Annotated in this window: 1 protein-coding gene (cut by a window edge); it reads left to right on the plus strand. The window is 70.8% G+C overall.

The genetic code is table 11. From position 1 onward, the window contains the following. Positions 1-26474: the 5' portion of a hypothetical protein gene (locus tag ACFVDP_RS39760; RefSeq protein ID WP_383501313.1), read on the plus strand. Its footprint extends 2404 nt past the window's final position; 26474 of the gene's 28878 nt are visible here — the first part of the coding sequence; the start codon lies at positions 1-3; the stop codon falls past the right edge of the window.

Genomic DNA, 26474 nt, shown 5'->3' on the forward strand with positions numbered 1-26474 from the left:
GTGGGGCGCCAGTTTGTGCGGGAGGCGGGGGACGCCTTCGAGGCGGGCTTGGGCGGTGCGGTGGGGCGGGACGTGGCGCGGGAGATGGGTGGTGAGTGGGCGGAGACGCTGCTGCGGAACATCGGCAGGAAGGATCTGGGAGAGCAACTGTCGGGTTCGGTGGCGCGGTTGCCCGGTGGCGAGGTGCGTGGGGCGTTGTCGGACGGCGTGGCGCGAGCGCTGTCGGGAGACATGCGCTGGAAGGTGGCGGGGCTCGCGGGGGACGCGCTCGCGTGGGGGATCCACCAGAACATTTCCGAGGGGTTCTACAACCTGTTCACGACGGGGAAGTTCAAGACGTCGTGGGAGACGTTCGTCGGGGGTGTCGTTCCGGGGCTGGTGTCGCACGGGTTGACGCGGAACGCGACGTGGTTGGGGGCGGGGCTGCGGGAGAAGGCGACGTGGGGGCGGTTGCCGAGTCTGCCGGATCTGTGGGGGCGGCCCGGCGGCCCGGGCAGTGGTGCCGGTGCCGGTGGTGGCACCGGAGAGGGCGTGAACCGGGTCCCGGCAGGCGGGTTGAGGGTGCCCGAGGTGTTCCGGGTGCTCGCCCGTCCTGTCACTTCCCTCTTCGGCGGGCCGCGTACGGCGCGTGACACGGGTAGCGGCGCGGTGCCGCTGCTGTCCGACACCACGGCCCTGACCAGTAGCGGCGACGTCTCCGGCTTCTCCGACGCCGGTTCCGTCTCCGACGTCTCGGTGACAGGGCCGGTCATGGACGTGGGGTCGGTGGCGGGCTTCGGCCTGGGCCCGCGCTCTGACTCGGACGGGGAGTCGGATGCCTGGTCGGCCTCCGACTTCGACCCGGACTTCGACCTGAGTTCCGACTCCGGCTCGTACCTGAGCTCCGACTCCGGCTCGTACCTGGGCTTGAGCAGTGACGGTGATCCGAGCAGTCACCCCGGCTCCCTCGCGGGCTTCGACGCGGTCTCGACGGTCGGTTCCGACGTCGGCTCGGGCACCGGCCGCGACCCGCGTGGTGATTCCAGCCTCGGCGCAGATTCCGACTTCGATTCCGACTTCGGCTCCGACTCCGGGTCCGGCTCCGACATCGGGTCCGTGACGGGCCGGGCCGTGGATGCCGATCCCGTCATCCGGTCCGGCTCGGACTTCGGCCCCGGCGATGGTCCCGACCTGCACCCGGCGGCTGCGTCCCGCGCTGACGGAAGCGATGCGGAGTCCTCCTTCACCGATGACGAGGGCACGGGTGAGGGCGAGGGCGCGGCGGCCTATGGGGCGTTGGCGGATCCGCGTGCCGCGACGGGTGCGTCGGCTGCTTCCGGTGCTACGGCAGGAGCCCCGGTGGGTGAGGGGCGGAGCGGCTCCGGTGAGCCGGAATTCGCGGGAGCCACCGACCCCGTGTCCGCAGGGGACGAGCAGGGGGCCGGACCGGAGGACCGGGCGCTGTCGTACGACGAGACGGCGGCGCGGCTCGCGGCGTTGCGGGGGCCGTCCGGCCCCGTGGGCGGGTCGGACGGTTCTGCCGCGCGCGGGGCGGTCCGGGGCGACGAGACGAAGCCCGGGCCGGAGGGGCCCGGCAGGAGTGCGGCCGGGCCGGACGGCGCCGGAAGAGCCGCGGACGTGGCGGGCGCGGCGGACACGACGGAGACCGCGGACGGCGGCCACGATCCGTCGTACGACGAGACGGCGGCGCGGCTGGCGACGGTGAGCAGGACACCGTCCGACACGGGGGGAGTGGCCGACTCCGTTCCGCGCGCGATGAACCGGAGCGAGCTGGAAGCGGACGCGGACGGGGTCGGCACGCACGCGGACCCGGCGCCCGTACCGTTCGACCGGTCCGGCGCGGGGACGGACGGTTCCCTCCCCGAGAGCGGGCGGCCGGCGGCGGACGAACCGTCGACCGGCACGGAACGCGGGGCCCCGGAGGACGAGTCCGCGCGCGCCGTCTGGACGGACCCCGACACGCTGTCCGGGCGACTGACGGACGCACCGTCCGGACGGCCGCACGATCTGCTCCAGGACGCACCGGCCGCGCCGGTCACGCCGATCGTCTCCCCGGCGACGCAACTGCGGCCCGTGGTGTCCCGCATGGACGCGCTCGCCCGGCAGGCAGGGGTGCCGGCCGAGGAGCGGTCCGCTCACGTCCAGAACATCCGGGAGGCGGCCGCACGGGAGGACTGGCGGGGGGCGGCGAGGAACATCGCCGACTTCCGGGACCGGATCCTGGTGCAGGACCTGCGGACGCGCCTCGAAGCCTTCCAGGATCACGTGGAGGCCGGATACGAGCATCTCCAGGAGCTGGGTGTCGACCATCTCGAATGGAGGAGTGCGGTCGACGCGGTGGCGGACGCGCGGCGGTCCGGTGCGGCGGATCAGCTCGACGGAGCCCTGCGCGGCTACACCGACCTCATCGAACGCCACGTGCCGATCGAGGCGTTGACCGGACAAGACCTGCCCACCTTCCACAACGCGGAACTGGTCCGGCTGCGCAGGGAACTGTCCACCGCCCAGGAGGGGCACGAGGAGCGGCTGGCCGAATTGCGGCTGGCCGAGCGCTACTCGGTGGATCTGCACTCCAGCCTTGAGCGGAGCGCTCAGCAGGGGCATGAAGCACAGCGCGAGGCAGTGCTGCGCCAACGCGTGCTGAACGCGACGAGCGTCAGGGAGGCGGCCGCCGCCCAGCGGGAGCTGCGGCAGCTGCGGCAGGACGCGGAGCTGGCGGCGCGGATCGACCGGTCCAGGACGGTCGGCGGGGACGGCGACGACGCGTTGCAGCGACGTGTCGACAACTTGCGCGGTGACGACGAGGGCGGCCGGGGCGGCGACGATGCGTTGCAGCGTCGCCTCAACAATCTGCGCGACGACGACGACGGCGGCGGTGGTGGTCGGGAGGTCGACGAGCACGAGGCCGGTCTGCGACGGCAGGTGGCGGAGGCGAACTCCGAGCCGGAGCGTGCGCGCGCGATGCAGGATCTGCAGGAGTACCGCGACATGCGGCAGTTGCGGCAGCGGCTGGACCTCTTGCGGCAGGACGGCCCCGCTCCGGAGACCGAGGCGACACGGCGGGCGGAGGCGGAGGCGGACGAGGCGGTGGGCCGCCGGTTCGCCGACCTCACCGCACAGGACACGAGCCCCGTCGCGCTCTGGCGCCGGCAGGCGCTGGAGGCCTTCGACGGACAGGGCGACAAATTCCTGGGCAAGTGGCAGGAGGCCCTGGACGAGCAGACTCGGCCGCGCCGCGAGGAAGAAGAAGAGGAGAGCATCGAGCGCGTCCGAGGGGCGCGGAACGAACTCGACGCCCTGGAGGGGAAGCTGGCGGCCGCGCAGCAGGCCGCGCTGACGGAGTTGCGGGCGCCCAGCGACGTACGGGGAGACGGCGACTCCGGCGGCCGCCCGGGGGACGAGTCCTCCGGCGACGGTGATGGTGACGGCGGTGGTGACGAACCCGTCCGTGAGGCGGGCGGCGACCGGGCCGGCCTGCGCGAGATCTCGCGGCAGGTCGCCGAGGCGCGCCGACGCCTCGACCAGGCGTTGCCCGTCTCCGAGCGGCTCGACGAACTGCGCCGTCAGGCGGGCGCCGTGCTGCCGAGGCTGGAGAGCGAAGGACACCTCCAACGCATCACCGAGGAGGGGCTGAAGGAACGGCGCGAGCAGCAGAGCGCGTTCGAGGACCGGGGCACGGCGGACGCGGACCTGGAACGGCGGCTGGCCGCCTTGTCCTCGTCCGATGACCGGTCCGGTGAACGGTCTGGCGATGCGCGCGAAGCTGTTGATCGGTTCGATGCGCCGGAGGACCCCGCCGAGCGGCCGGACGAGGGGGAGATCACCGACGCCACCGACGACTTCGCCAGCACCGATGACACGGCTGGCACCGACGACTCCGCTGTCCTCAACAGTCTCGAAAGCCCTGACGACGGGACTTCTGTGCCGCGTGGGCCTGTTGCTCGCTTTGGTGAGGAGACTGTTGTGCAGCAGCGGTCGTTCGCTCCGATGTCGGCGGGCCGGGTCGGCGATGATGTGTCCGTCCGGGGCGAGGGGCCGGTTGTCGGTCACGGGACGGTGCTGCATCCGGATGAGCGCGTTGATCCGGTCACTGGCATACCCGAGAACGCCACGTGGTTGGGGTCGGCGGAGGTCAGCGTCGGCGTCCCGGTCGGCTCACGGGCCGAGGGCCAGGTACCGGCTGCTTATGAGGTTGTGCGCTATCAGCGTGGTGACGGAGAGACTGTCAGCCGTTTTGTGGTGCGTGTGGCTTGGGAGTTCGACCCGCACGGTGACCCTCGAGAGCTCGGCGGAGGCCTGAATGCTGCCGGTGCACGACGACCCATAAAGATCGAGAAATTTCAGGACGAGGTTCGGCAGGCAATCGATGAGATGTGGAACACCGGCCTGCGGCTGCCCAACGGTGATCTGCTCAGATATGATGTGCAGTTCGTCGACGAACTGAACCGGGCGCACCAGGTCGTGCTGCTCTCCTCCAGGTCGTTCAGGAACCATTCCACGGCCTTCTCGCTGCCGATATTTCAGCAGATAGTTTCGCACGAGTTCGGCCACCTGATCGGGCTCCCCGATGGTTATCGCGATACCCCCAAGGGGAGTCGCCCGGTGTACCTCGACCATTCGTTGATGGCCAATCAATATGTTGACGACCGTAACCGCCCATTGTTCGATGCGGGTAACATGCCGCGGCGCGAAAATCTTCGCTTTGGCCGGCCTTACGTCGCGCCGCGTGAGCTGCGTCGGATGGGTGCCGCGTCGGAGGCGGGGTTGCGGTTGGCGAATTTTGCCGCGGGGCCGGTGGCTGGTCGGGTTCGGGGGCTTCCGGAGCGGGCGGTGTTCCCGCTCGAGGTGCGGCAGGCGGTGCTGTACGGCGGGTCGGAGGGTGTCGGGGGGCACCTGATGCCGGCGGGGTTGTCGGATCGTGCCCGTCCCGAGCGAGCGATCGGGGTGATGAATGCCAACAGCACCTTCCTGGTGAAGACGCGGGCGCCGCATGTGGGTGTTCGTGACGGGGACAGGTGGCTTCCCGCTACTGGTGATCTCGCTGTCTCGTCCGACGGTGCCGGTGTGCGGGTGATGTTCCCCGCGTACTGGAGCGAGGACGACGCGGTGTATGCGGCCGAGCAGGCTTATCTGCATGCGGTGCGGCATGGTGCGGTGAGTGCGGTGCCGGGGCGTGCCGGGATGCGGCGTTGGACCGGTGAGTACGGCGGTGTGCGTATCGAGGGGGAGGTGAACGGTGAGGCGTTCACCGGTTTCCGGCCCTCTGCGGACCAGAGCGGGCTGGTGATTCCGCCGTACCTGCCGAAGCCTGCCGAAGAGCAGGAGTACCCCAGATTCTCCCTTCAGGCGGAGGATGTCTCCCGGTTCGGTGACCGCCGCACCCGTTCTGGTGTGCACCAGCTGTTCAGCAGGAACGGTGGCATAGCCCCCGGTGTCGCGGTGGACGCGGTGAGGAGGTTCGACAACGCGACGTATCAGGCGAGTGTGCGGTTCCTGGAGCCCTCCACGGACCCCTATGCCCTCGAAGCGTTGCTGGGCAGCCGGTGGGAACCCCATTCCGACGGCCACGACCACACCATGTTCCCCAAGAGCTGGCAAAGCGTAGATGTTCGCAATGCGGTGGAGGCTGCGCATACCGCGGCCGTGAAAAAAGATGCCGTCCTGAAACTGCCAGACGGCACTTATCGCTGGGTCGGTGAGGCCGCAGGAGTGAGCATCGAGGGTGTGGTCCGGGACGGGTACCACGCCATCTATCGTCCCACGGCGCACCAGCCCTACAAGTTCTGGCCAGACCATGGAAGATTGGCCCACGCGAGCCGCGTTCGGGTGCGCCTGCGCACCGTGGGGGCTGATCTCCGCCCCTTCTACTTCCCGGTGCTGTTCGAAGGCGGCCAGCTCGGAATCCGGCTGACTCTGGGCATCGCGTTCGTGCCGTACACAAAGGCTGGGCAGGAGCAGCTGGACGCTTACGCCCACGAGTTCTCCAATGTGTTCGAAGCTATTTTCCGCACGCTCCCTCGAGCCGATGGCGCCCCGCTGCTGAAGGTGTCGATCGAGTCGGTTGACAATCCCACTGAGGCGGACTTTACGGTCAGAGTCCGCAGAAGAATTAATCCTGACCGTCTGAAGAGCGACGTGTACTCGGTGCTGTCTCAACTGGACCTGTACAGCGAGCCCGCCCGCGACGCCTACCCTTTCTTTGATCAGTCGCTGAGCTCCGAGGGCCGGCTCGACCCGCTTCCCCTGCTGAAGGCTCTCAGCCCTCTTCCCGCGCCCCCGCGTGACATCGACGCCTGGAAACTCCGCGAGGGGGTATCGCTCAGCAGTTTGCGTGAGGCTCTCGACGCGCTGCACGACCCGCTGACCGTGCTGCGTGACTCCACCCTGCGGGAGAGCCGTCACAACCGCCCGAGCGACCCTTGGCCTTCTCGTGCGCAGCGTTCCCAGCGAGTGCTGGATCAGCTCAGAGAGGAGAGCGTTCTCTCTCCGGACCTCCTGGAGCCCCGTCGGGTTCCTGACGGATTCCCTGACGGCTGGACGTGGGTCGATGTCCTGGACGCCGTCAGTCACGTGGCCAAGAACCGACAGCTGCCCTGGTCCCGGGTTCCAGGCAGCGGCGAGTTTACCTCGCATGGAGTCTTCGGCGGAGGGCTCGGCATCGAGATGACGCGCCGGGACGACCGCGTCGTCAGCTTCCGGAGCACCGGCCTGATGCCGCACGACTCGAATGCACAGCCAACCCCGACACTGAGTGCAACCGTAGCCACTGACGACTCCGCTGTCCTCAACAGCCTCGAAAGCCCTGACGACGGGACTTCTGTGCCGCGTGGGCCTGTTGCTCGCTTTGGTGAGGAGACTGCTGTGCAGCAGCGGTCGTTCGCTCCGATGTCGGCGGGCCGGGTCGGCGATGATGTGTCCGTCCGGGGCGAGGGGCCGGTTGTCGGTCACGGGACGGTGCTGCATCCGGATGAGCGCGTTGATCCGGTCACTGGCATACCCGAGAACGCCACGTGGTTGGGGTCGGCGGAGGTCAGCGTCGGTATCCCGATGGGCTCGCGGGTCGAGCGCCTGGCACCAGCTGCTTATGAGGTTGTGCGCTATCAGCGTGGTGACGGAGAGACTGTCAGCCGTTTTGTGGTGCGTGTGGCTTGGGAGTTCGATCCTCAGGGTGACCCTCGGGAGCTTGACGGAGGTCTGAATGCTGCCGGTGCACGACAGGGCATAAAGATCGTGGAATTCGAGAGCAAGGTTCGGAACGCGATCGATGAGGTGTGGAACACCGGGCTGCGGCTGCCCAACGGTGATCTGCTCAGATTTGATGTGCATTTCGTCGACGACCCCGGCCAGGCGCACCGGACGGTACTGCTCTCCACCAGGTCGTTCAGGAACCATTACGAGGCGTTCTCATTGCCGATAGATGATCGGACAGTTGCGCACGAGGGCGGTCATTGGCTCGGGTTCCCGGATGAGTACCGCGACATCCCCCGCGGCTATCGGCCGGTGTACCTCGACCACGCGTTGATGGCCAATGAGAATGTTGACGACCGTAGCCGACCAAATTTCGATGCGGATTCCTTGCTGCCGCCTGGTTATTCACTCGGCCGGCCCTACGTCGCGCCGCGTCAGTTGCGTCAGCTCGGGGCCGCGTCGGAGGCGGCGCTGCGGTCGGCGAATTTTGACACAGGTCCGGTGGCTGGTTGGGTTCGGGGGCTTCCGGAACGGGCGGTGTTCCCGCTCGAGGTGCGGCAGGCGGTGCTGTACGGCGGGCCGGAGGGCGTCGAGGGGCATCTGATGCCGGTGGAGCTGTCGGACCGCCCCCGTCCCGAACGAGCGCACGTGCTGGAGAACGCCAACGGCACGTTCCTGGCGAAGGGGCGCGCGCCGCATACCGGTCTTCGTGACGGGGACGGTTGGCTTCCTACCACTGGTGATCTTGTTCTCCTCGGGGCCGGAGCCGGGGCTGAGGCCGGTGTGCGGGTGATGTTCCCCGCGTACTGGAGCGAGGACGACGCGGTGTATGCGGCCGAGCAGGCTTATCTGCATGCGGTGCGGCATGGTGCGGTGAGTGCGGTGCCGGGGCGTGCCGGGATGCGGCAGTGGACCGGTGAGTACGGCGGTGTGCGTATCGAGGGGCAGGTGAACGGTGAGGCGTTCACCGGTTTCCGGCCCTCTGCGGACCAGAGCGGGCTGGTGATTCCGCGGTACCTGCCGAAGCCTGCCGAGGACTGGAGATATCTCAGATTCTCCCTCCGGGCGGAGGATGTCTCCCGGTTCGGTGACCGCCGCACCCGTTCCGGTGTGCACCAGTCTCATAACCGGAACGGGGGCGCAGCCCCCGATATCGCGGTGGACGTGGTGAGGAGCTTCGACAACGGAACGTATCAGGCGAGTGTGCGGTTCCTGGATCCCTCCACGGACCATGGTGCGCTCGAAACGTTGTTGGACAGTCGGTGGGCACCTCATGCCGACGGCCGAGACCACACCATGTTCCCCACGGAATGGAAGCCCGCGGATGTCCGCAATGTGGTGGAGAATGCGCATTTCTTGGCCGTGAAAAGCGATGCCGTCCTGATTCAGTCGGACGGTACTTATCGCTGGGTCGGTGAGGCCGTAGGAGTGCGTATCGAGGGTGTGGTCCGGGACGGGTACCACGTCGCCTACCGTCCCACGGTGCACCAGCCCTACATGTTCTGGCCAGACTCCGCAGTGCTGGCCCACGCGAAACCCGTTCGGCTGCGCCTGCCCACCATGGGAATGGAATTTAACCCTCTCTATGTTCCGGTGCTATTCGAAGGCGGCCAGTTCGGAATCTGGCTAACTCTGAATGTCGCGTTCGTTGCGGGCGAGGGTGTTCAGCAGGATGAGGTGGACGAATATGTCGACGAGTTCCGTCGTGAGATCGATGTCATTTTTGACACACTCCCTCGGGCCAGCGGTGCATCGCTGCTGAGGATCTCAATCAAATCGGTCGACAATCTCGCTGAGGCGGACCTTACGATCGAGGTATTTGAAAATTCCCGTGTCGATCTCCTGAAGAGTCACTTGCGTGCGTTGCTGTTGCATCTGGAGCTGTACAGCGAGCCCTCCCACGACGCCTACACTTTCGATGATGAGCCGCTGAGTTTCGAGGGCCGGATCGACCCGCTTCCCCTGTTGAAGGCTCTCAGTTTTCTTCCCGCCCTCCCGCGTGACATCGACGACTGGACTCCAGAAGAGGGTGTATCGCTCAGCAGTTTGGGTGAGACTCTCGGCTCGGCACACGATCCGCTGGCCGTATTGCGTGACTCCACCCTGCGAGAGATCCGTGACAACCCTCCGAGCGCCCCATGGCCTTCTCCTGCGCAGCGTTCCCAGCGAGTGCTGGATCAGCTCAGAGAGGAGGGCGTTCTCTCTCCGGACCTTCTGGAGCCCCGTCAGGTTCCGGACGGATTCCCTGACGGTTGGACGTGGGTCGATGCCCTGGACGCCGTCAGCCAGGTGGCCAAGGACCCAGCACTGATGTGGCTTCGTACCCCAGGCGGCAACCTTTCGAGCGCGCATGGCATGTTCGGCCAGCGGCTCGTCATCGGGATGACGCGCCGGGGCGACCGCATTGTTCACTTCCAGAGCACGGACCTGCTGTCAGTCGCCCCGAATGCCGGGCCAACTCCGACACTGAACGCACCCTTCGCCACCCGCGACCCTCAGCGACGCCCCGGACCGATGGACGACGAGTGGGGCGACGGGCCAGACGCGCAAGCACTGCCCTCGGCCGCTTTGCAGGATCAGTCACCTGTGAGTGCCGCACCTGGCGACGACGTCACCAGGGCCGCCGACCCGCGGCCGGTGACCGACGAGCCCGAGCGCGTCGGGCCCGTCACCCCGCCGCCGGAGACCGGACCGGACACCGAGGCGTCCACTCCAGCCCTAGCCCCAGCCCTGGCACAAGCCACTGATGAGAACCCCCAGGGCCAGGAACCGGCGCCCTTCGACGGCGCGTCGGCCGGCCCCGTCGAGGAAGTCCCGCCTGCCCGTGCCCCCTGGTACATCGAGCAGGGCATGCTCGGCATGGGCACGGTGGGCGGTGTCGGGAGGTGGGAGCCGGGGCGGGCCGCGCAGGAGGCCGGCAGGCTGACCGCGGGCCTTCCCGACCAGCAGAGTGCTCTGACCCGGGGAATCCGGGACGCGATCGCCGAGGTCCTGGCCGTCGACGAACCGGTGGCGTGGGGGCGGCTGCTCGCCGAGGGAGCGATGCGCGTCGTCGACGGCCGGCTGGTGTGGATCCGGCCGGTGCTGACCGAGGTGAGAGCGGCCACGGACGTCCCGGAGCCGGCGGAGGTACGCAGGTACGGCGTGAAGTTCGCCTCCACCGCGGCGACCTCCGAGCACGCCAGGACCGTCACCCACACCTCCGATCTGGTTCTGATGACGGCGATCAACGTGGCGTCCGCCGCGGCCTCCGCGGTGGTGCTCGGCGCCCCGACGATCCACATGGAGTCCGCGCGGAACCGGACCGGCGGCGTACGTCAGACGGTCATCAGCGGACAGAAGCTGTTCAAGGAGGGCGTGACCCCCTTCACGGCGAAACTGCGGATCCGTCTGTTCGTGAACGGTCAGGAACGGACCGCGGACGTCGTCCTGGACCGTGGTCTCGTCATCGAGCTGCCCAGTGTCCTCTCAGGGCCCGACGCACCACAACCGGACCCCACGGAGGAGTTCCTTCAGGTGCCGCCCGGTGCCGCCCGGCCGAGGCTCGGGTTCGAGATCCTGCACGCCATCGACCTGACCGGTGTCCTGGCCGCCGAGCAGACCCGGCTGCTCGCGGCCGGGGTCCCGGTGCCCACGGTGCTCAAGGTCGTGCGGGACATGGAGCGCATGCTCAACGAGGACACGGTGATCAACCGCTACCGCTGGTCGTCCGCCGCCGGTGACCTGTCGGAGAGAATCAGCCACGGAGTCGTGCTGCCGGGACGCGACGGGTTCCGGGGGCACTTCCGGGTGCGGCTCGTCCCGCGGGCCCTGCGGTTCCTCGGTGTGTCGGACGGGGTGAAGGTCCGGGCGGACCTTGGCGGGGGACTGTCCGAGACGACCGGCGGCGGTGGCAAGAGCACCGCCGCGATGACGCTCTCCGCCAACGTCGCCGGGCTGGTGGACCCGGCGGTCGTCCAGCACGGTCACCACGCCGGTGCCAAGGGCATGGCCCCTCTGCTCGTCGGGACGTTCGGTTCACACCGGGCCTGGAGCAGCCACGTCTCCTCCCAGCCGCTGACCCACACCATCTTCAACACCACGGGTGAGCAGGCTCGTTACCAGGCCGAGGTAACTGTCAGCATCACATGGGAGTCCGGTAGCCACGAGAAGCTGCAGAACCCTGCAACCCCCGTACTGGCTGCCGCGGACCTCGGGGTTCCGTGGCACGGCGGGCAGGGCGCCGCCGATTTCGAGGAACGTGCGCTGGGCCGGGTACGCACTGAGCGCGTGCTCCGGGCTGTGGGGAAACTGCCGGTCTCCACGGAGTCGGCCGGGACGCTCCCGCACGTGAAGGAACTGTTGCGGCGAGCCGACGTCATCGACGTCACCGCCACCACCGAAGCGGCCCAGGACCAGGCTTGGGTCCCCGGCATCACCGCAGGTCCCAACCCCACCGACGTGTCGATCACGCCGCCTGCCTCGCTGGTTGGCGAGCGCCGGTTCTTGTTCCACCCGAGTGAGCCTCCGGCCCTGGCCGGCGGGCGTGGCCTGGGCTATGCGGCCGTCGCCGCGCTGCCCGGTGCCGAGAGGGTGGAGGAGGTGATCCGTGACTGGCTGGCCGGGGAGCTGCGCACACGCAAGCTCCGGGTCGACCGGGCCGAGATCGACCGCCAGATCGGCGTGTACTTCGCCCGTACCGCCATGGAGGGCGGTCTGGACCGGTACCTCCGTGAGACCCCGCTCACCATCCGAGTCGACAAGCACCGCATGACCTTCACGGTGCAGGCGCATCTGCTGGACACCGTGCACTCCCGTAGGTACGAGATGGTCACCAACCAGCGGGTGGCCAAGGGTGATTCCCTGGTCAGCGGCAAGAACGTGGGCTGGACCGGGACGCTCGCCGTCGGCGGCGCCGCCCGGATCGAGTGGGGCGGGGTCAGGCTCCAGGTCGGCGGTTTCGCCTTCAACGGAAGCCGTACCTCGACGAAGGGCGACCACTTCGCGTCGACCGCCAAGTCCTACGACCGCATGGAGAACACCGGCTCCGTCACCGAGATCTTCAAGAACGTCGCCTACTCCCTGACCATGAGAGTGGACAAAGGGCGGCCGGAACGGCTGTGGCTCGAACAGCCGGGCATGATGGGCGCTCAGATCATCATCCCGGACGAGCACGCACCGGCCGTGCCGGTCACCTCGAAACAGGCCCGCTCGGCCGGGGCGATGCGCGGAGCGACGCGGGCTCCACGGAACCTGGGCGCCAATCCCCGGAGCCTCGACCTCTCTTCCGGCACCGCTGGGCTGTACCCGGCGTTCACGCGCCTGATAGCGCTGGAGAAGGTGGTCGCGCACCTGTACCGGGTGCAGCATGCCGGTCAGCAGCTCCCGGACGAGTTCGCGCGGATGCTGGAGGCCCCGTCACTGGCCGCCAATTTCGACCGGCTCACCGACGCACGAGGCTGGACGGTCGACAGGTTCTCGCCCGACGGCACTCAGTCGACGCTGCGACTGAAGTTGAGCCTGCACCGGCCGGAGCAGCTCGCACCGAACGGTGGCGAGACCGAGATCGAGCACTACCTCCAGGCCGTTGAACGGCACACCAGGCAGCGGGAGTCGGGGTTCAGCCTCGGCGTCCAGGGCGCCGCGGGGCCGCAGTTGCGATTCGGCTCGGACTCCGGTGGCGACGTCGAGGTGACCACCGGCCACGACGGGACGGACGGCGCGCGGGGCGGCGGCGAGCCCGGGGGCCGGTTCACCGCGGCGGTACACGTCGGGAGCCGGTGGAGCTGGAACACCGTTCGTGAGCACGACGAGGGGTTCATCGGCGTCACGCGTGCCACTTACGCCGGCACACCTGACTTCTACCGTCTCAAGGTCGCTGATTTCGGCATCGACCTGATCAAGGTCAAGTCCGGCCGGACCGTCGAGTCGGCAACCAGGTACCTGCGCTTCGAGGACGCCGTCGACCTGATCGTGCCGCAGGGCCGGGTCCGCGACGTCGTGCCGCCGAAGACGGTCGCTGCGGTCGCGGAGGGCGTGGTGGATGCGGCGGGCACCGCAGGCACGGCGGGCGCGCAGGGCACGGTTGGCTCGGCGGACGTGGCGGACGTGGCGAGCACCACCGACAGTGCGGACACCGCGAGCACTGTGAGCACCGCGGACAGGGCGGACACCGCGAGCGCTGCGGCCGACGCGGACAGCACTCACAGCGCGAACCGTGCGGACACCACCAGCAGCACGGACAGCACCGGTAGCACCGGTAGCACCAGCAGTGCGGACAGCACGGGAAGCGTCGGCGCGCCGGTCGCGGCGGCGCCGGTCACCCGCGGCTATCTCAGCGGCGGTCAGTTGCCGCGCACCGCCGCCCACCCCGAAGTCCTGAGGGCGGACGACATCGTCGGCACGATCCTCACCCGTCTGTCGCGGCGCGGCGTGCTGCCCCAGCAGCGGGAGGGCGAGGTCCAGGTCCATCCGACGGCGCGCTGGATCGACACGGTGTTCCGCCCCAAGGCGCTCCTCGCCCGCTTCGGCAGCCTGCTCGGCAACGGCGTCTGGGCCCTCATCCCCACTTCCGGCATCGGCGGCACGACGACCTGGGTGTCGGTGCGCGTCACGGCGGAGCGGATCGAAGCGGCCCACGCCCACCGCCCCCGCCCCGAGGTGAAACTGACGCTGCGCAGCGAGAGCCTGCGGCAGGACAAGATCACCCACAAGCGCGGGCGCACCACCGACGCGGGCGGCGCCGTCACCGGCCGTGCGGGGACGCACGACGCCACCGGCCGACAGGGGCACGCCGGCGGCGAACTGCTCGCGGGCTTCCACTCCACGCAGGTCTCGGCACGCACCGAGCAGCTCAAATCGGTCGACATCTATCGTGCGAACACCCGCGACCGGGACGGCTCCCACGAGTTCGAGCACAACGTCGCCTTCCGCATCGAGATGGGGGCGACGCGTGACATGCCGGAGGTCCTGGCCGCCCCCGCGCGCGCCGTGGTCTGGCTGGCCGGCGCGGTCGCCCGCGTCGTCGACCGGGGTGACGCCTGGGAGCGGTTCCGTCAGGACCGCCGGTCCTGGCTCTGGTACGACGGCGGCGCGGACGATCTTGTCGCCGGCAGCGTCCGGCTGCTGGTCCCCGACCACCTCACGACGCCACTGACCGAACCGACGCCCCTGCCGCAGCCGTTCCGCCGGCTGGAGGGCGTCACACCGCGCTGGAACCACCAGCCTACCGAGCCCAAGTCGCCGCCGGATGCCCTCTGGGAGCACTTCCACCCCTGGGACGTGCCGTTCGCCGACGCGGTCCACCAGTGGGCCCGGATCGCTGTCTCACGGTCCCGCCGGGCCCCGGAGTTGAACGGCGAGAACGCCGCGCGCCGCCGGGCCGGGGACCTGCTGTCCGTGCCGGGCCTGAAGTACGGGCACTACGCCTCACGCACCATGATGCTCCCCCGCCTCAAGGAGGTGCTGACCCACCAGTACGAGATTCCGGTCGGCGACAGGACGGTACGGGTCGGCTTCCGGATCACCAGCGCGAAACTGTTCGGTCCGGCCGACGGCGTGCAGTTCAAGGCTCGCCGGTACCGGCAGGACGACAAAGACCATGAGAGCACCGACGAGCAGGAGTCCGGCTTCTACTACGGGGGTGGCATCGACGGAGGAGGCGGTGCGGCGGACTACGCCGTATTGGGCCGCGCTCCGATCGAGACCACTGTGGTCGAGGAGAACAAGCAGGGGTCGGCGAAGTCAGAGACCGAAGAGCACAACGCGGAAGGCGTCACCAAGTACAGGTTCGCCGAGTTCGGCGGCACCCTGGAGATGAGCGTGGACGGCGGTCCCGCCAGGACGCTTGAGGTGGACGTCCCCGGGGGCCTGGTCGGCATGATCCGGCTGCGGGGCGGCGAACTGGCCGACGGTCTGGAGGAATGGCTCAAGAACTTCCTCGATCCCGCCGACATGGAGCGGAATCCCGCCCCGGCTCAGGTCCCGGCGGAAGCCACGGCACCGGCGCCGGCGGGAGAAGCCGTCACGTCGGCAGATCTCGGCGTCCTCGCCATCCAGCCGCCCTCCGCCTCCGGGATCCCTCTGCCCACCATCCCCGAGGAGACGGAGGACACGGCGGAGACGGAAGGCGCGGAGGAAGCAGGCGCCGCCGTCTCCCAGGCGTCGGTGCTGCCCCCCGTCCCCGTTCCCGACCCCGTACGCGTCGAGGAACTGCTGGCACAGGCCCGGACGGTGGCGCTGGACGGAGGCCGGCCGGCCGCCGTGCTGCTGCCGGGATCCGAGGCGTCGGTCACGGCCGCCGGCTTCGACCCGGAGGACCCGGCGCGGTTCCGGTCGCTGCTTCCGGACCGGGTCGTCCTGGTCATGGGCGACGTACGGGACGGCGGCCTGACCGCGGCCGGCCGCCCGGTGAACGCCGGCACGCTGGCGGCCCTGCTGACGGACCGGGCCCCGGGGTACGTCCCGCTGCTGACCGCTCCGGGCGCCGACCGGATCGCCGTGGAACTCGCCGACGCGCTGGGCGGGCCGGTCATGGCGACGGCACGGGGAGTACGCCTGGCCTCGGACGCGGGCACGCTGACGGAGGCGCCGGTCGTGTCCGGCGAGGTCACGGCACCCGGAGATGCCGAAGTCTCATGGGGAACTCTTGAACCGACCGACGGTTTCCGGCTCTTCGACCGCGAGCACCCGCTGGGCGCGTTCCTGTGGTCGCAATGGAGCCCCGAGGCGGGGACCACTCGGTCCTTGGAACTTGGCCCCGATGTCCAGGAGCCGCAGGAAGCACAGGAGCCGCAAGAAGTACAGGAGCCGCAAGAGCCGCAGGAAGCAGGAGAACCACAAGAACCGCGAGAACCACAGCAGTCGCAGGAACCCCAACAGCCGGACGGGAACGGTCCGGCGCCCTCGGCCCTCGACGTCTCGGCCACCCCGGCCCCGGCCGCAGCCCACCCCGCGGCCCTCTCCGCCGCCGTCCCCCGGGCCGGTCTGCCCTACCTGCCTGAGATGATCCAGCAGATCCGGACGATGACCGAGGAGGCCGGGCAGCGCGTCTCCGAGGCCGAGCTGGAACAGCTGGCACTGAGCCTGATGGGCAACTTCCAGCTACTGCTGGCCGGCACGGTGGTCCCCTTGGGACGGGCCGAGGTGCTGATCCGGCTCAACCCGACGGACCCGCTGGAGGTACTCGACCCGGCCGGAGCGTACGACCGCCTCCCGGCCGACCGCGCGCTCTCCGGCACGGCGCTGTCCGGCGTACCGTCGGCCCGGTCGGAGTCGGAGTCGGAGCCCGAGGACCCCGTCGCCGCGCCGCCCGGCCCGCAGAGCCTGGTGCCCGCGGTGGACGAAGGGGCCGCGAAACCGTTCCACGCGGCCGACATGGTCAACGCCTCGCTGGGGACCGGCGCCCACGTGCACACCGAAGCGGGAGCCACCAGCGCGCTGCGCGGCGCGCTCTCCGCGTCGTTCGGCATCGGCATCGGCGCCGGCGTGCTCGATGCGGCCCGGGTCGCCGCCGGAGTGTCCGGCACGGTCAACGCGTCGTCCCGCACCACCAATCAGGTCACCGACGTCGAGCGCGGGCAGACCGAGGTCTCCAAGGGCACGTCGAGGCTGTACGCCTACAAGCCGGGCTGGTCGGTCCAGCTGCGTACGGACGCGAGGCACGGCTGGGAGACGGTTCCCCTGGTCGCCGTGGCACCCGAGAACGAGCACCGGCTCATGCTCTACGTACCGGAGTACTACGTCGGCGACGCACCCGAGCAGATCGTCGCGACCGGCGCCGACGTGGTGCAGGACCGGCTGCCTTCGGTGTACTTCGCCTCGGGACTGACCGAACTGCCGCGGCTGTTCGAGAGCCTCGTCACGACTCTGGGCGCGCAGGGCCTGAAACTCCCGCTGGGCAGCCCCACCCGGCGGGAGCTGCTGGAGAAGGTGACGAACCTCGGCGCCCATCTGGACGTGGCCATGGACGGCGGCTACGAGTTCGCGCTGCACGACCGCAACGGCAGGCCGGTCGCCTCGGTGAAGCTGCGCACGCGCAGGGGCGAGGGCGCCGAGCGGGTCGGCGTCACCAGTGACAAGGCCAACCTGGAGCGGGTGTGGACCGCGCTGGGTGGCGCGGGCGGCAGCCACACGATCAGCAACTCCAGTACCGTCACGGCCCTTTCGGGTGAGATCGACCTGCTGCCCGTACCGTTCAAGAACCCGGACCTGGGGCTGGGCATCAGTGGTTCGCTGGCGATGACCTGGGCGAACTCCGACAGCATCAGCGCCGGCCGGAACCACCTGTGGGTCTCGGTGAACCGGGAGGTGGGCCAGACCGCCGCGTACCGGCTCGCCCTCACGCACGACGCGATGGTGGCGGCGCGGGGCCGCGGGGCGGTGCGCACGCCGGAGGTCGGCGGGCACGGGCTGGTACGGCTGCCGGAGCGCGACGCGTTCCGGCACGGCCTCCCCGTGGACCGGGAGGCCCTGCTGAATCCGCTCGGGACCGGCGCGGAGAGCGGAACGGGCACGGAGACCGGGGCCGGGGTCCCCGCCTCGGTGCGGTACGAGCCCAACCTGCTGCGCGGCACCGGCCCCCGCCCCGAGGACACCGAGCAGGTGGCCGCCCCCGAGCACATCCAGCGGGGCCTGGGCATCGGCATGGGCCTGGTCGACATCGACGCCGGCACGGTCAGGGCGCTGCGCGACGGGGCCTACGCGATGCTCCGCGAGCACGGCTTCCTCCCCGAGAACCCCGACGCCCCGCTGGCCGAGAGCTCGTTCTGGTCGTACGGGGCGAAGGTGGACCACAGGCTGGAGAACCTGCGGCTGTTCAACATGCTGTTCTCCGCACGCGGCCAGGGCGTCAACTGGACCGAGGCGGCCCAGAACGGGATAGTCCTCACCCTGCACGAGCCGGGGGTCGTCACAAACGCCGCCGCCCAGCTCGTCATCAGGGCCACGCCCACGGAGGGCGCCCCGCCGGTGTTTCGGGGATCGACCGACCAGGTGCAGGCGGTCAACCTCGGGATGGGCATGGCCGTCACCGGCATGTCCACCGGCGGCAGCCGGAAGCTGGCCCTGAGCCTCCGCTTCAAGACCCTGTTCAACCAGCTCAAGGGAGCCGCCACCGGAGTCGACCTGTACCGGCAGGTGGGCGCCACCGAGAATGTCACCCAACTCAACAACCGGCCCGAGCTCCTGGAGTCCTCCGGTCTCATCGACATCTGGGCTGTGACCACCAACTGGAATATCGCCCTAGTGCTCCAGCCCAGCGGCGTGCCGGGCTGGCTGTGGCCGGGTGCGCTCAATCCCGCCGAGGTGTTCCGGCTGGAGCGTCAGCGCGCCGAGGTGTACGTGCCGCGGGTGCGCGCTCCCGCGGTTCCCGTCCGGGAGTCCGCGGCCGACACCCCGTCCTCGGTGCTGGAGCACGCGGCGATCTACCACATCGACGCCTCCGGGCTGCGCGAGGCCGGCATCACCGTGCTCAGGCGGCTGGCCGGACCGCAGGGCACGGGCGACCATCCGCTGTCCGCCATCCTCAGCACGCTGCACATCCGCACGCACGCGAAGGAGGTTCTGGGCCCCGAGGGCATCACCTACGACCAGCTGTTCGACCCCGGCTGGTTCCGCGACACCTTCGGCATGATCCACGTCAAGGGCACGATGGGGCCCTCCTCCTACACGGGCGTCACCGACGACAAACTCGTCCTCGGCAACGTCTCACTGGCACTGTCCCAGGTCGGCACCACCGACACGGGGTCCTACGGGATGAAGTGGGCGCAGGCCGACGTCACCGTCGGCGGCCCGGTGTCCTCCGACGGCACCGGTGCCCTCCAGGGCGGGGTGGACGCCGGCCACACGCGGCAGTGGAACACCACCGCCAGTACGACACGTGAGGCCGCACGCGAGGAGATCAAGCTCAACTTCGACCGCGTCTACTTCTTCAAGGCCCTGGCGACGATCGCCATCACCAGCAGGACGGAGGAGCACGGCAAAGCGGCCCCGCAGAGCGCCAGTTCGGACCGGCAGGAGCTCACCGACCGCAGTGTCGTCTACATCCTTCCCGAGCCGCAGGCGCTCGCCCAGTACGCGGCCGGCGTCCTGTCCGTCCCCGGCGAGCAGCTCGCCGACGCGATGGAACGCTGGAGCCGCGGGGAACTCAGGCTCAGCGGCGACACCGTCGCCGGTGTGCTCACCCGCTGGGAAGGGGAGACGTCCGAGCTGGGACCGCGTCCGCTGTTCTCCCCGGCCGACCAGGCGGCGGCGGACGCCCACGAACGCCACGTCACGGACCGGCGCCGCTGGGCCGAGGCGCTGGAACAGGTGCACCGCAGCGGTGTCCTGCCCGTCCTGGACCAGGGGAGGAGAACCGCTCTCGCCGATCACTACGGCCTCACGGAGCTGGGGGCACCGGGCGAAGCCTGGCCCGGCGTGTCACTCCCCGAGTACCTGGAGCGCCGGGACCGGGGCGGGGCCTTCCTGGGCCACGGCGGAGTGCACTCCGTCTCCTTCACGGGCCGCTCGGTCTACGAAGCGGTGCGCGAGCAGGTCGACCTGATCGCGCCGGGCCTGCTCACCCGCGATCCCGATACCTGGCTCACCGGCACCGGGCGGCACATCGGCCACACCCAGGGCGCCCGGCAGCTCCTGGAGAGCCTGCTGGACCGTGAGCGGTTCAAGGGAGGACTGGAGGCGATGCTGTCCCGCGCGGGACAGACGTTCCACCTGCCCGTGACCGACGGCCTGTTCGGCATGCACATCGTCGAGGTCACCCTCCGCGCCGCCTTCACCTCGGCGCCCGAGGTCCACGGTTACGAACCCGAGTCCGGCGTGGAGACGTACCGCTACGGCGCCCTGACCAGCGCCGCGGGCACCTCCCGCGACTCCACCCGGACGGTCACGCTCGCCAGGCCGGGGGGCGGCACTCCCCACAACTCCGACAGCGGGGGCCTCGCCGTCGGCTGGGGTGAGCACCGGGGCACCACCCAGACCCGCACCGGCACCCGCATCCAGACCGCCTACGCCTGGAGCGGTACCTACCTGGTCAGAACGGACCTCGCGGTCACCGTCGAGGCCACGCTGAAGGACATGGCGGGCCGTCCGCTGGTCAACGCCCTGAAGCGGCTCTCCCGCAGGCCGCGCGCCATCCCCGCCGCCACGGTCACGGGTGCGGTGGAGCTGCGGGTGCCGCGCGGCGTCGGCGAGTTCCAGACCCAGTACCGGCCGTTCCCGGTGCGCGACCTGCGGCCGCTGCCCCCGATTCCCGGTGACGCCTTCGTGGCCGGCGTCGTCATGAACGACGGGCTGCCGGCCGCGCTCAAGCTGATGGGCCGGCTGTTCGGCGAGCACGCGATGGGCGCGCGCGTGCGCACCAGCCTGAGCCTCTTCGAGCTGATGTCCGGCGGGCACTTGGCCCAGCAGATCCCCCGGCTCTCGGAAGGCCGCACGGTCGTCCTGACCGACAAGCTCTTCGTTCCGGGCCACACCTCCGACCGGGCGGTGCTGTCCCTGCGCGGCGCCTTCCACGACCTGCGGGTCCTCGGCACCATCGGCGGCAGCGGAACCGGCCGCTACGCCAAGTACCAGCAGGGCACCTCGGCCAGCGGTGTCACCGACCGCGTACGGCCCTCCACGAGCGTCGCAGTGGGCGGATCCGGCGTCATGCAGGCCCACGAACCGCCGTACACCGGCGGCGGCGACACCAGCGCGAGCCGGGTCACCAGCAGCGGTGTCACGGACGCGGGCAACATGAACGCCCGCAAGGAGAACCACGCGAAGCAGCAGTTCCGCGAGACGGTGCTGGTGGCGGTGCGGGCCCGCTTCGTGCTGGAGGCGCAGAAGTACCGGCGGCACCTGCTGCGGGGCGACACCCAGGGCGACACCCTGGTCAGCGACTGGTTCGGCGGCGATGTCTACCTGGAGCTGGCCGCGGCCGAGGTCGACGAACTGCGGCACCGGCTGGAGCAGACGAAGCGGGAGGCAGGCGCCGCGGACCGCTGGGCGGATCTCGCCGGAGCCCCCTCGTACGACCTGACCTCGCTGCTGGCACAGGCGGCCGACGAGCCCGACGCCGACCTGTTCCGGCTGCCCCACGAGGTGGCCGGGCGGGTCAGGGAGCTGACCCGCGGCCCGCTGACGGCGGCGGTGCTCCGCTTCGACCGGGCGGCGCTGGCACGACGGACCGAGCAGGACGTGCTGCGGTGGGCGCTGCGCATCGCGGACACCCGCCTGTCGGAGAGCAGGGCTGTCGCCCCGGGCACCCCGGCACCCGAGGAGACGGCGCGGTACCGCACCCGGCTGGCAGACCTCGACCGGGGACGGCGGAACATCGAGCCGTCCACCGAGGACGGGATCGCGGAAGCCGTCAAGTGGGCACACGATCAGTTCGGCACTGGCGCGGACACCTCCGCCGCACCGCTCCTTCTCCCGCCGACCGTGTCCTTCCTCGCCCTGTCGCCCGACCACCTGGTCCGCGACATCGCGGTGGAGCTGAACGTGCCGGTCCACGCGCACATCACGGACGCGCCGACCCGGCAGCGTCCCACCGAAGGCGGCCCGGACACCCCGCGGACACCGTCGGCCCACGACCGCTGGGCGGGCCCGTCGGGCACCGTCCACGCCTTCGATCCGCGCCGCCCGGCTCCCCATTCGCTCACCCTCCAGGACGCCGTGGCAGCCGGACTGCTCACCGAGGAACAGCACAGGACGCTGGAGACGGCGGGCCTCACCGGTGCCGAGCTCGGCGACCTGCACCGGACCTCCTGGGAGCACGGCCAGAGCTTCGCCCAGGCCGCTCTCGTCGCGGCGGACCGCCGCCGGTCCGAGGCGGCGGCCGACGGGCCCGCGCGGGACACGGACGCCGCTGCCGTGGCCGCAACGGCCGACGGCGAACTCCTGACCCCGGAGCAGCGGGCACACGTCCGACGGGCGTTCCGGCTGTGGCCCCGCTCGGCGGACGGGGGAGTGACGGCAGCCGTGAACCGGGCGCTGGCCGGAGCAGGGGCAGGAGCACGGTCACTGGTGCTGCCCGCATCCGGAGGCCCGAGCCGTCTTCTCCAGGCCGTCAACGTCCGCGGGACCGTCCAGTGGTTCGACCACACGGACACCCGGCTGACGCGGGCACCCCAAGTGGCGGAGTTCGCCTGGGCCTTCGTCGTCGGCGCGGACGGCACACCGCTCGACCTGTCCGGGGCCGCCCTGCCCGGGACGGAACGGGTCCCCGCGCTCGGTGTCGGCGCCCCACTGCCCGAACTGCTGGCGCCCGTGGCGGCGACCCTGACCCCCGGTCACCCCGAAGCGGGCGCTCGGCCCGGGACGGCAGGTGCGACCGACATCCGGCCGCGGACGGTCCTGGCACCTGTCGCGGAGGAGGACGAAGCGCCGTCCACCGGTACGCGGGCCGCGGACGGTGAGACCGGCGCCGCGGTGGCCGGTGCATACGGCCTGCCCGGGGCCGCGTCCGTCACGGCTCCCGGCGACGGTGGCTCCGGCACCGCGCCGGGGGGTTCCTACGGCGCACCCGAGCCGGCCGGTGCGCGCGGGCCGGGGGAGCGGCCGGTGGACAACACCCCGGACTTCTACCCCGGGGCGCCGCGCGAGCACGCAGGGATCGACTCCCTCATCACGTCGGGCGGCGACGGCCCGCAGCGCCCGATCGCTGCCCGCAACGAGCTCGTGCGGCAGCTCACGCGCGTCCTCGGCGACCCACAAGTCGCCCGCCGCGTGCGGGACTCCGGCGTCCGGGTGCTGCTCACACCGCGCGGCACCCGGCCCACCGACCTGCCCGGCTACGCCGGCCTGCGCGACCTGCACGACCCGCGCACGGAGGGGAACGCCCGCCCCGCCGCCGAGGCCCGCGGCCTCACCGACGTGACCGCGCGCGTCGTGGCCGTGGCCGAGGAGAACCTGCTCGGCGAGGACACCGGCCTCGACGCGCTGCCGGAACAGCCCGACGGTTACTCCAGCGTCCTGCACGAACTGGCCCACATGGTCTACTTCTTCGGCCTCGACGACCAGGAAAGGGCGGCGGTCCGCGAGGCGTACGACGCGATGCGCGCGCGGGGCGAGCAGGCCCCATGGGTCGACGGACCCCGGCAGGACACCGAGGGCCGGCCTGTGGACAACTACGCGTCCACCGGCCCGGAGGAGTACTTCGCCCAGTCCAGCACCGCCTTCCTAGGCGCCAATCACGGCCACGACCCGTACACCGGACACCCCCGCAACAACGGGGCGGCCTGGGTCCAGGAGCACGACGAGGCCCTCTCGGCACTGCTGGTCCGGCTCTACGGCGACCACCCCGACACGGTGCCGCCGGGCAACCCTGTGGCGGCCACCCGGGCGGAGACGGGCGCCCTGGAGGCGGCCGCCGACCTGTACCGGCTGACGGATCGGGACAGTGGGCCCGCCGCCGACGCGCAGGGGCGGCTCAGTACCGCCGTCAGGGCGTTCGGTGGCGACTTCGACGGCGCGCAGGGGCTGGTGTACGTCACGCCTCTCGAGCACGAGACCGTCGTCTGGATCCAGGACCGGCTCACCGAGCTGCTCCAACAGCGGCTGGACACCGACGATTCGCTCGCGGCCGCCGTACGCCTCGCCGTGCCCGGCCGCCTGCTGGAGGATTCCTGGGCCCGGCTGACCAGCGGGAGCGGCCTGCCCGTCGAGGTGCTCCACCGGGGGAGCACCCATTACGCCGTGCTGCGGGCCTCCCTCCGCGACCCGCACCCCCTCGACCCGGGGGAGCTGGGGACACCGGACGGCCCCGCGGTCCGGGTCCAGCGCTGGATGTTCGGCCCCCAGCAGACCAGCAGCACCACCGGCGGCGGCCGGCCCAGCACGCTGTCCTTCACCGTCGGCGGCACCCTGCCGGGCCGGGCGTCGGGCATGTCCCTGACCTTCACCCCGACCTTCAAGCACAACGAGACGGCCGGGTCGGGGACCGTGGGCCGCACCGTGCAGCCGATGGGGCTGCTGCGCAGCGGCGAGCCCGCCGAACTGTTCGGCTACCACATCGACGTACAGATGCGGGTCACGTCCTCGCTCCGCCAGGCCGTCACCACCCCGCTTCCCGGACTGTGGCACACCCCCACCAGCACACCGCCCGGGGAGGTGTCCGTCTGGTTCCCCCGGCACCTGGTCGAGGACGAGGCCGACCCCGCCGCACTGACCGGAGAGGACCCCGCGCAGCGTCCGGCGCCCATGCGGACGCTGCTGGAGCAGGTGCCGCTGTACATCGCGGAGACGGTGCCGCGCGCCGACGAACTCCTCACCGACGTGCTCGCCTCCTTCCCGGAAGAGCTGAGGGACCTCTCCGCCTCGTCCCTGCGGGAGTTGGGCCAGTTCCTGAGCGAGTCCGGGGTGCGCGCCAACCTGCTCTCGACGGCGAGCGGCGGACGGGTCGTCTCACCCACCCTCTGGACCGACCGGGGCGAGATCATCGGCGCGCTCACCATCAGCGCCGCCGTGCGGCAGCGCCCCGGCGGCCTGGCCGGCCCGCCCACCCGCAAGTCCGTCCTGGAGACGCATGTCCTGCGCCTGGTGGAGAACACCCACAGCACCGGGGTGGCCAACGGGACCGGCGCGGAGCTGACTTTCGCCTACAACTGGTCCGCCGCCGGACTGAACTGGGCCGCCACCGTCCCGGCGGGCACCCGCCGGCAGGTCACCCACACCCTCGGCTCGGGCGGCACCGCCAAGACGTCCCGCTCCCTGCGGACCGCCGCGAGCCTGCTGCGGGTGCACGCGAACGCCGTCTACCGCGTAGCGCTGGTGCGGCCGGACGGGCCGGACCGCTCGCCGGCCGAGGGCAGCCCCCTGGCCGGGGAGAGGCCCTACCCGCTGATCCTGCGGGTGCCCTCCGAGGCCACCGTCACCGGCGCTCCGGAGACCGCCCGGCACCTGCCGCCCGAGGTGCTCCACCTGAGCACCCTCGGCGTGTCGACCACCCCGGTCGCGGTGCGGGGCGCCCACCCGCTCCTGCGGGAGCTCGAACGGCGTCTCGAAGTGCTCGGATTCCTGCCTCCGCGCCGGGAGACCGGCGGTTGGCGGCTGCGGCCGCCATCGAGGACCACGGCCCTGGAACAGCTGAACAACCTTCGCAAGATCGAGGACATGAGCACCATGCTCGCCCTGCGGTCCGCCACGGAGGAGCTGACCGGACGCGGTCTTCACGTCGCGTTCGAGAAGGGCGGCGAACGCGTCGTGTTCCGCCTCGCGGCCGAACGGCGTTACGCGGAGGGCGAGGAGAACGGGGGAGTCACCCACGACCTGCACCTCCGCCACGTGCAGACGCTCAACTACTCCGGCTCCTCCCTCACGGGCGCACAGCAGGTCACCCGGACCGGCAACGAGTGGCACGCCGGCGCCCAGCTCTCCGCGACCACACAGGTCGGCGACGCCGCGGTGACACCGCTGCGCGCGGGCTACACCTTCACCCGGCCCGCCAGTTCACAGACCGCCTTCGCCACGGGTCTCGGCCACGAGAGCTACTCCCTGGGCCCCACCGACGACGGCGTCCACGTCTACGGCGTCCCGGTGACGTTCAGGGCGACGCTGCACGGCGGGGGCACCACCGAGCAACTGGGCGAGGCGGACGGCGTGCTGAGTCTCGCGGTCCCCCACTACCGCACCCTCGAACAGCCGGCCGGCCAGGAGCGCCCCGAGGACCCGAGGCCGCGCCCGCTGACCGGCGAGGACACGGCGGACGACCCGCTCAGGCTGCCCCAGACCGCCTGGGTGGACCGCTTCGAAGGCGGCCGGTCCGTGCACGAAGCGGTCAACGAGATGCTGGCCGCTCTCGTCTCGCAGGCCGCACCTGCCCCACAAACCGCACCTGCCCCGCAAGCCGCACCGGAGCGCGGCACCGAGGAGACCGCCGACGACGGGACGGACACGCCGCCGATGCCGGGCGCCTTCCCCACCGCCTCGCAGCGGGACCTCGCGGCGCCCGCGCAGGACCCCGCAGACCCTCCGACCGCGGCCGTGGCCGGGACCGCCCAGCGGCACACCCCGCGGCAGCGGTACCTCGCGTGGCGGCAGTCCTTCCTCGCGCCGGAGAGCGACGTCCAACTCGCCCTGGGAGCCGCCCTTTCACCCCAGGGAATGATCGCCAACGCCGAGCGAATGCTCGACGGCTCCTACGTCGTCCATCTGGGCCAGGGCGTCGAGATCCGGGTCGAGGCCCGGATGACCGACCCCCGGACGCTCGCGAAGCCGGGGAAGATGGACTACGAGCACTGGTTCATGTCCACCGGGGACCGCAAGCACACCGTCACCTCCGGCGGCAGCCACACCTTCTCCTACACCGTCGACGGCGGCTCCGCCTC

Source organism: Streptomyces sp. NPDC057694, assembly GCF_042799415.1.
Classification (GTDB): domain Bacteria; phylum Actinomycetota; class Actinomycetes; order Streptomycetales; family Streptomycetaceae; genus Streptomyces.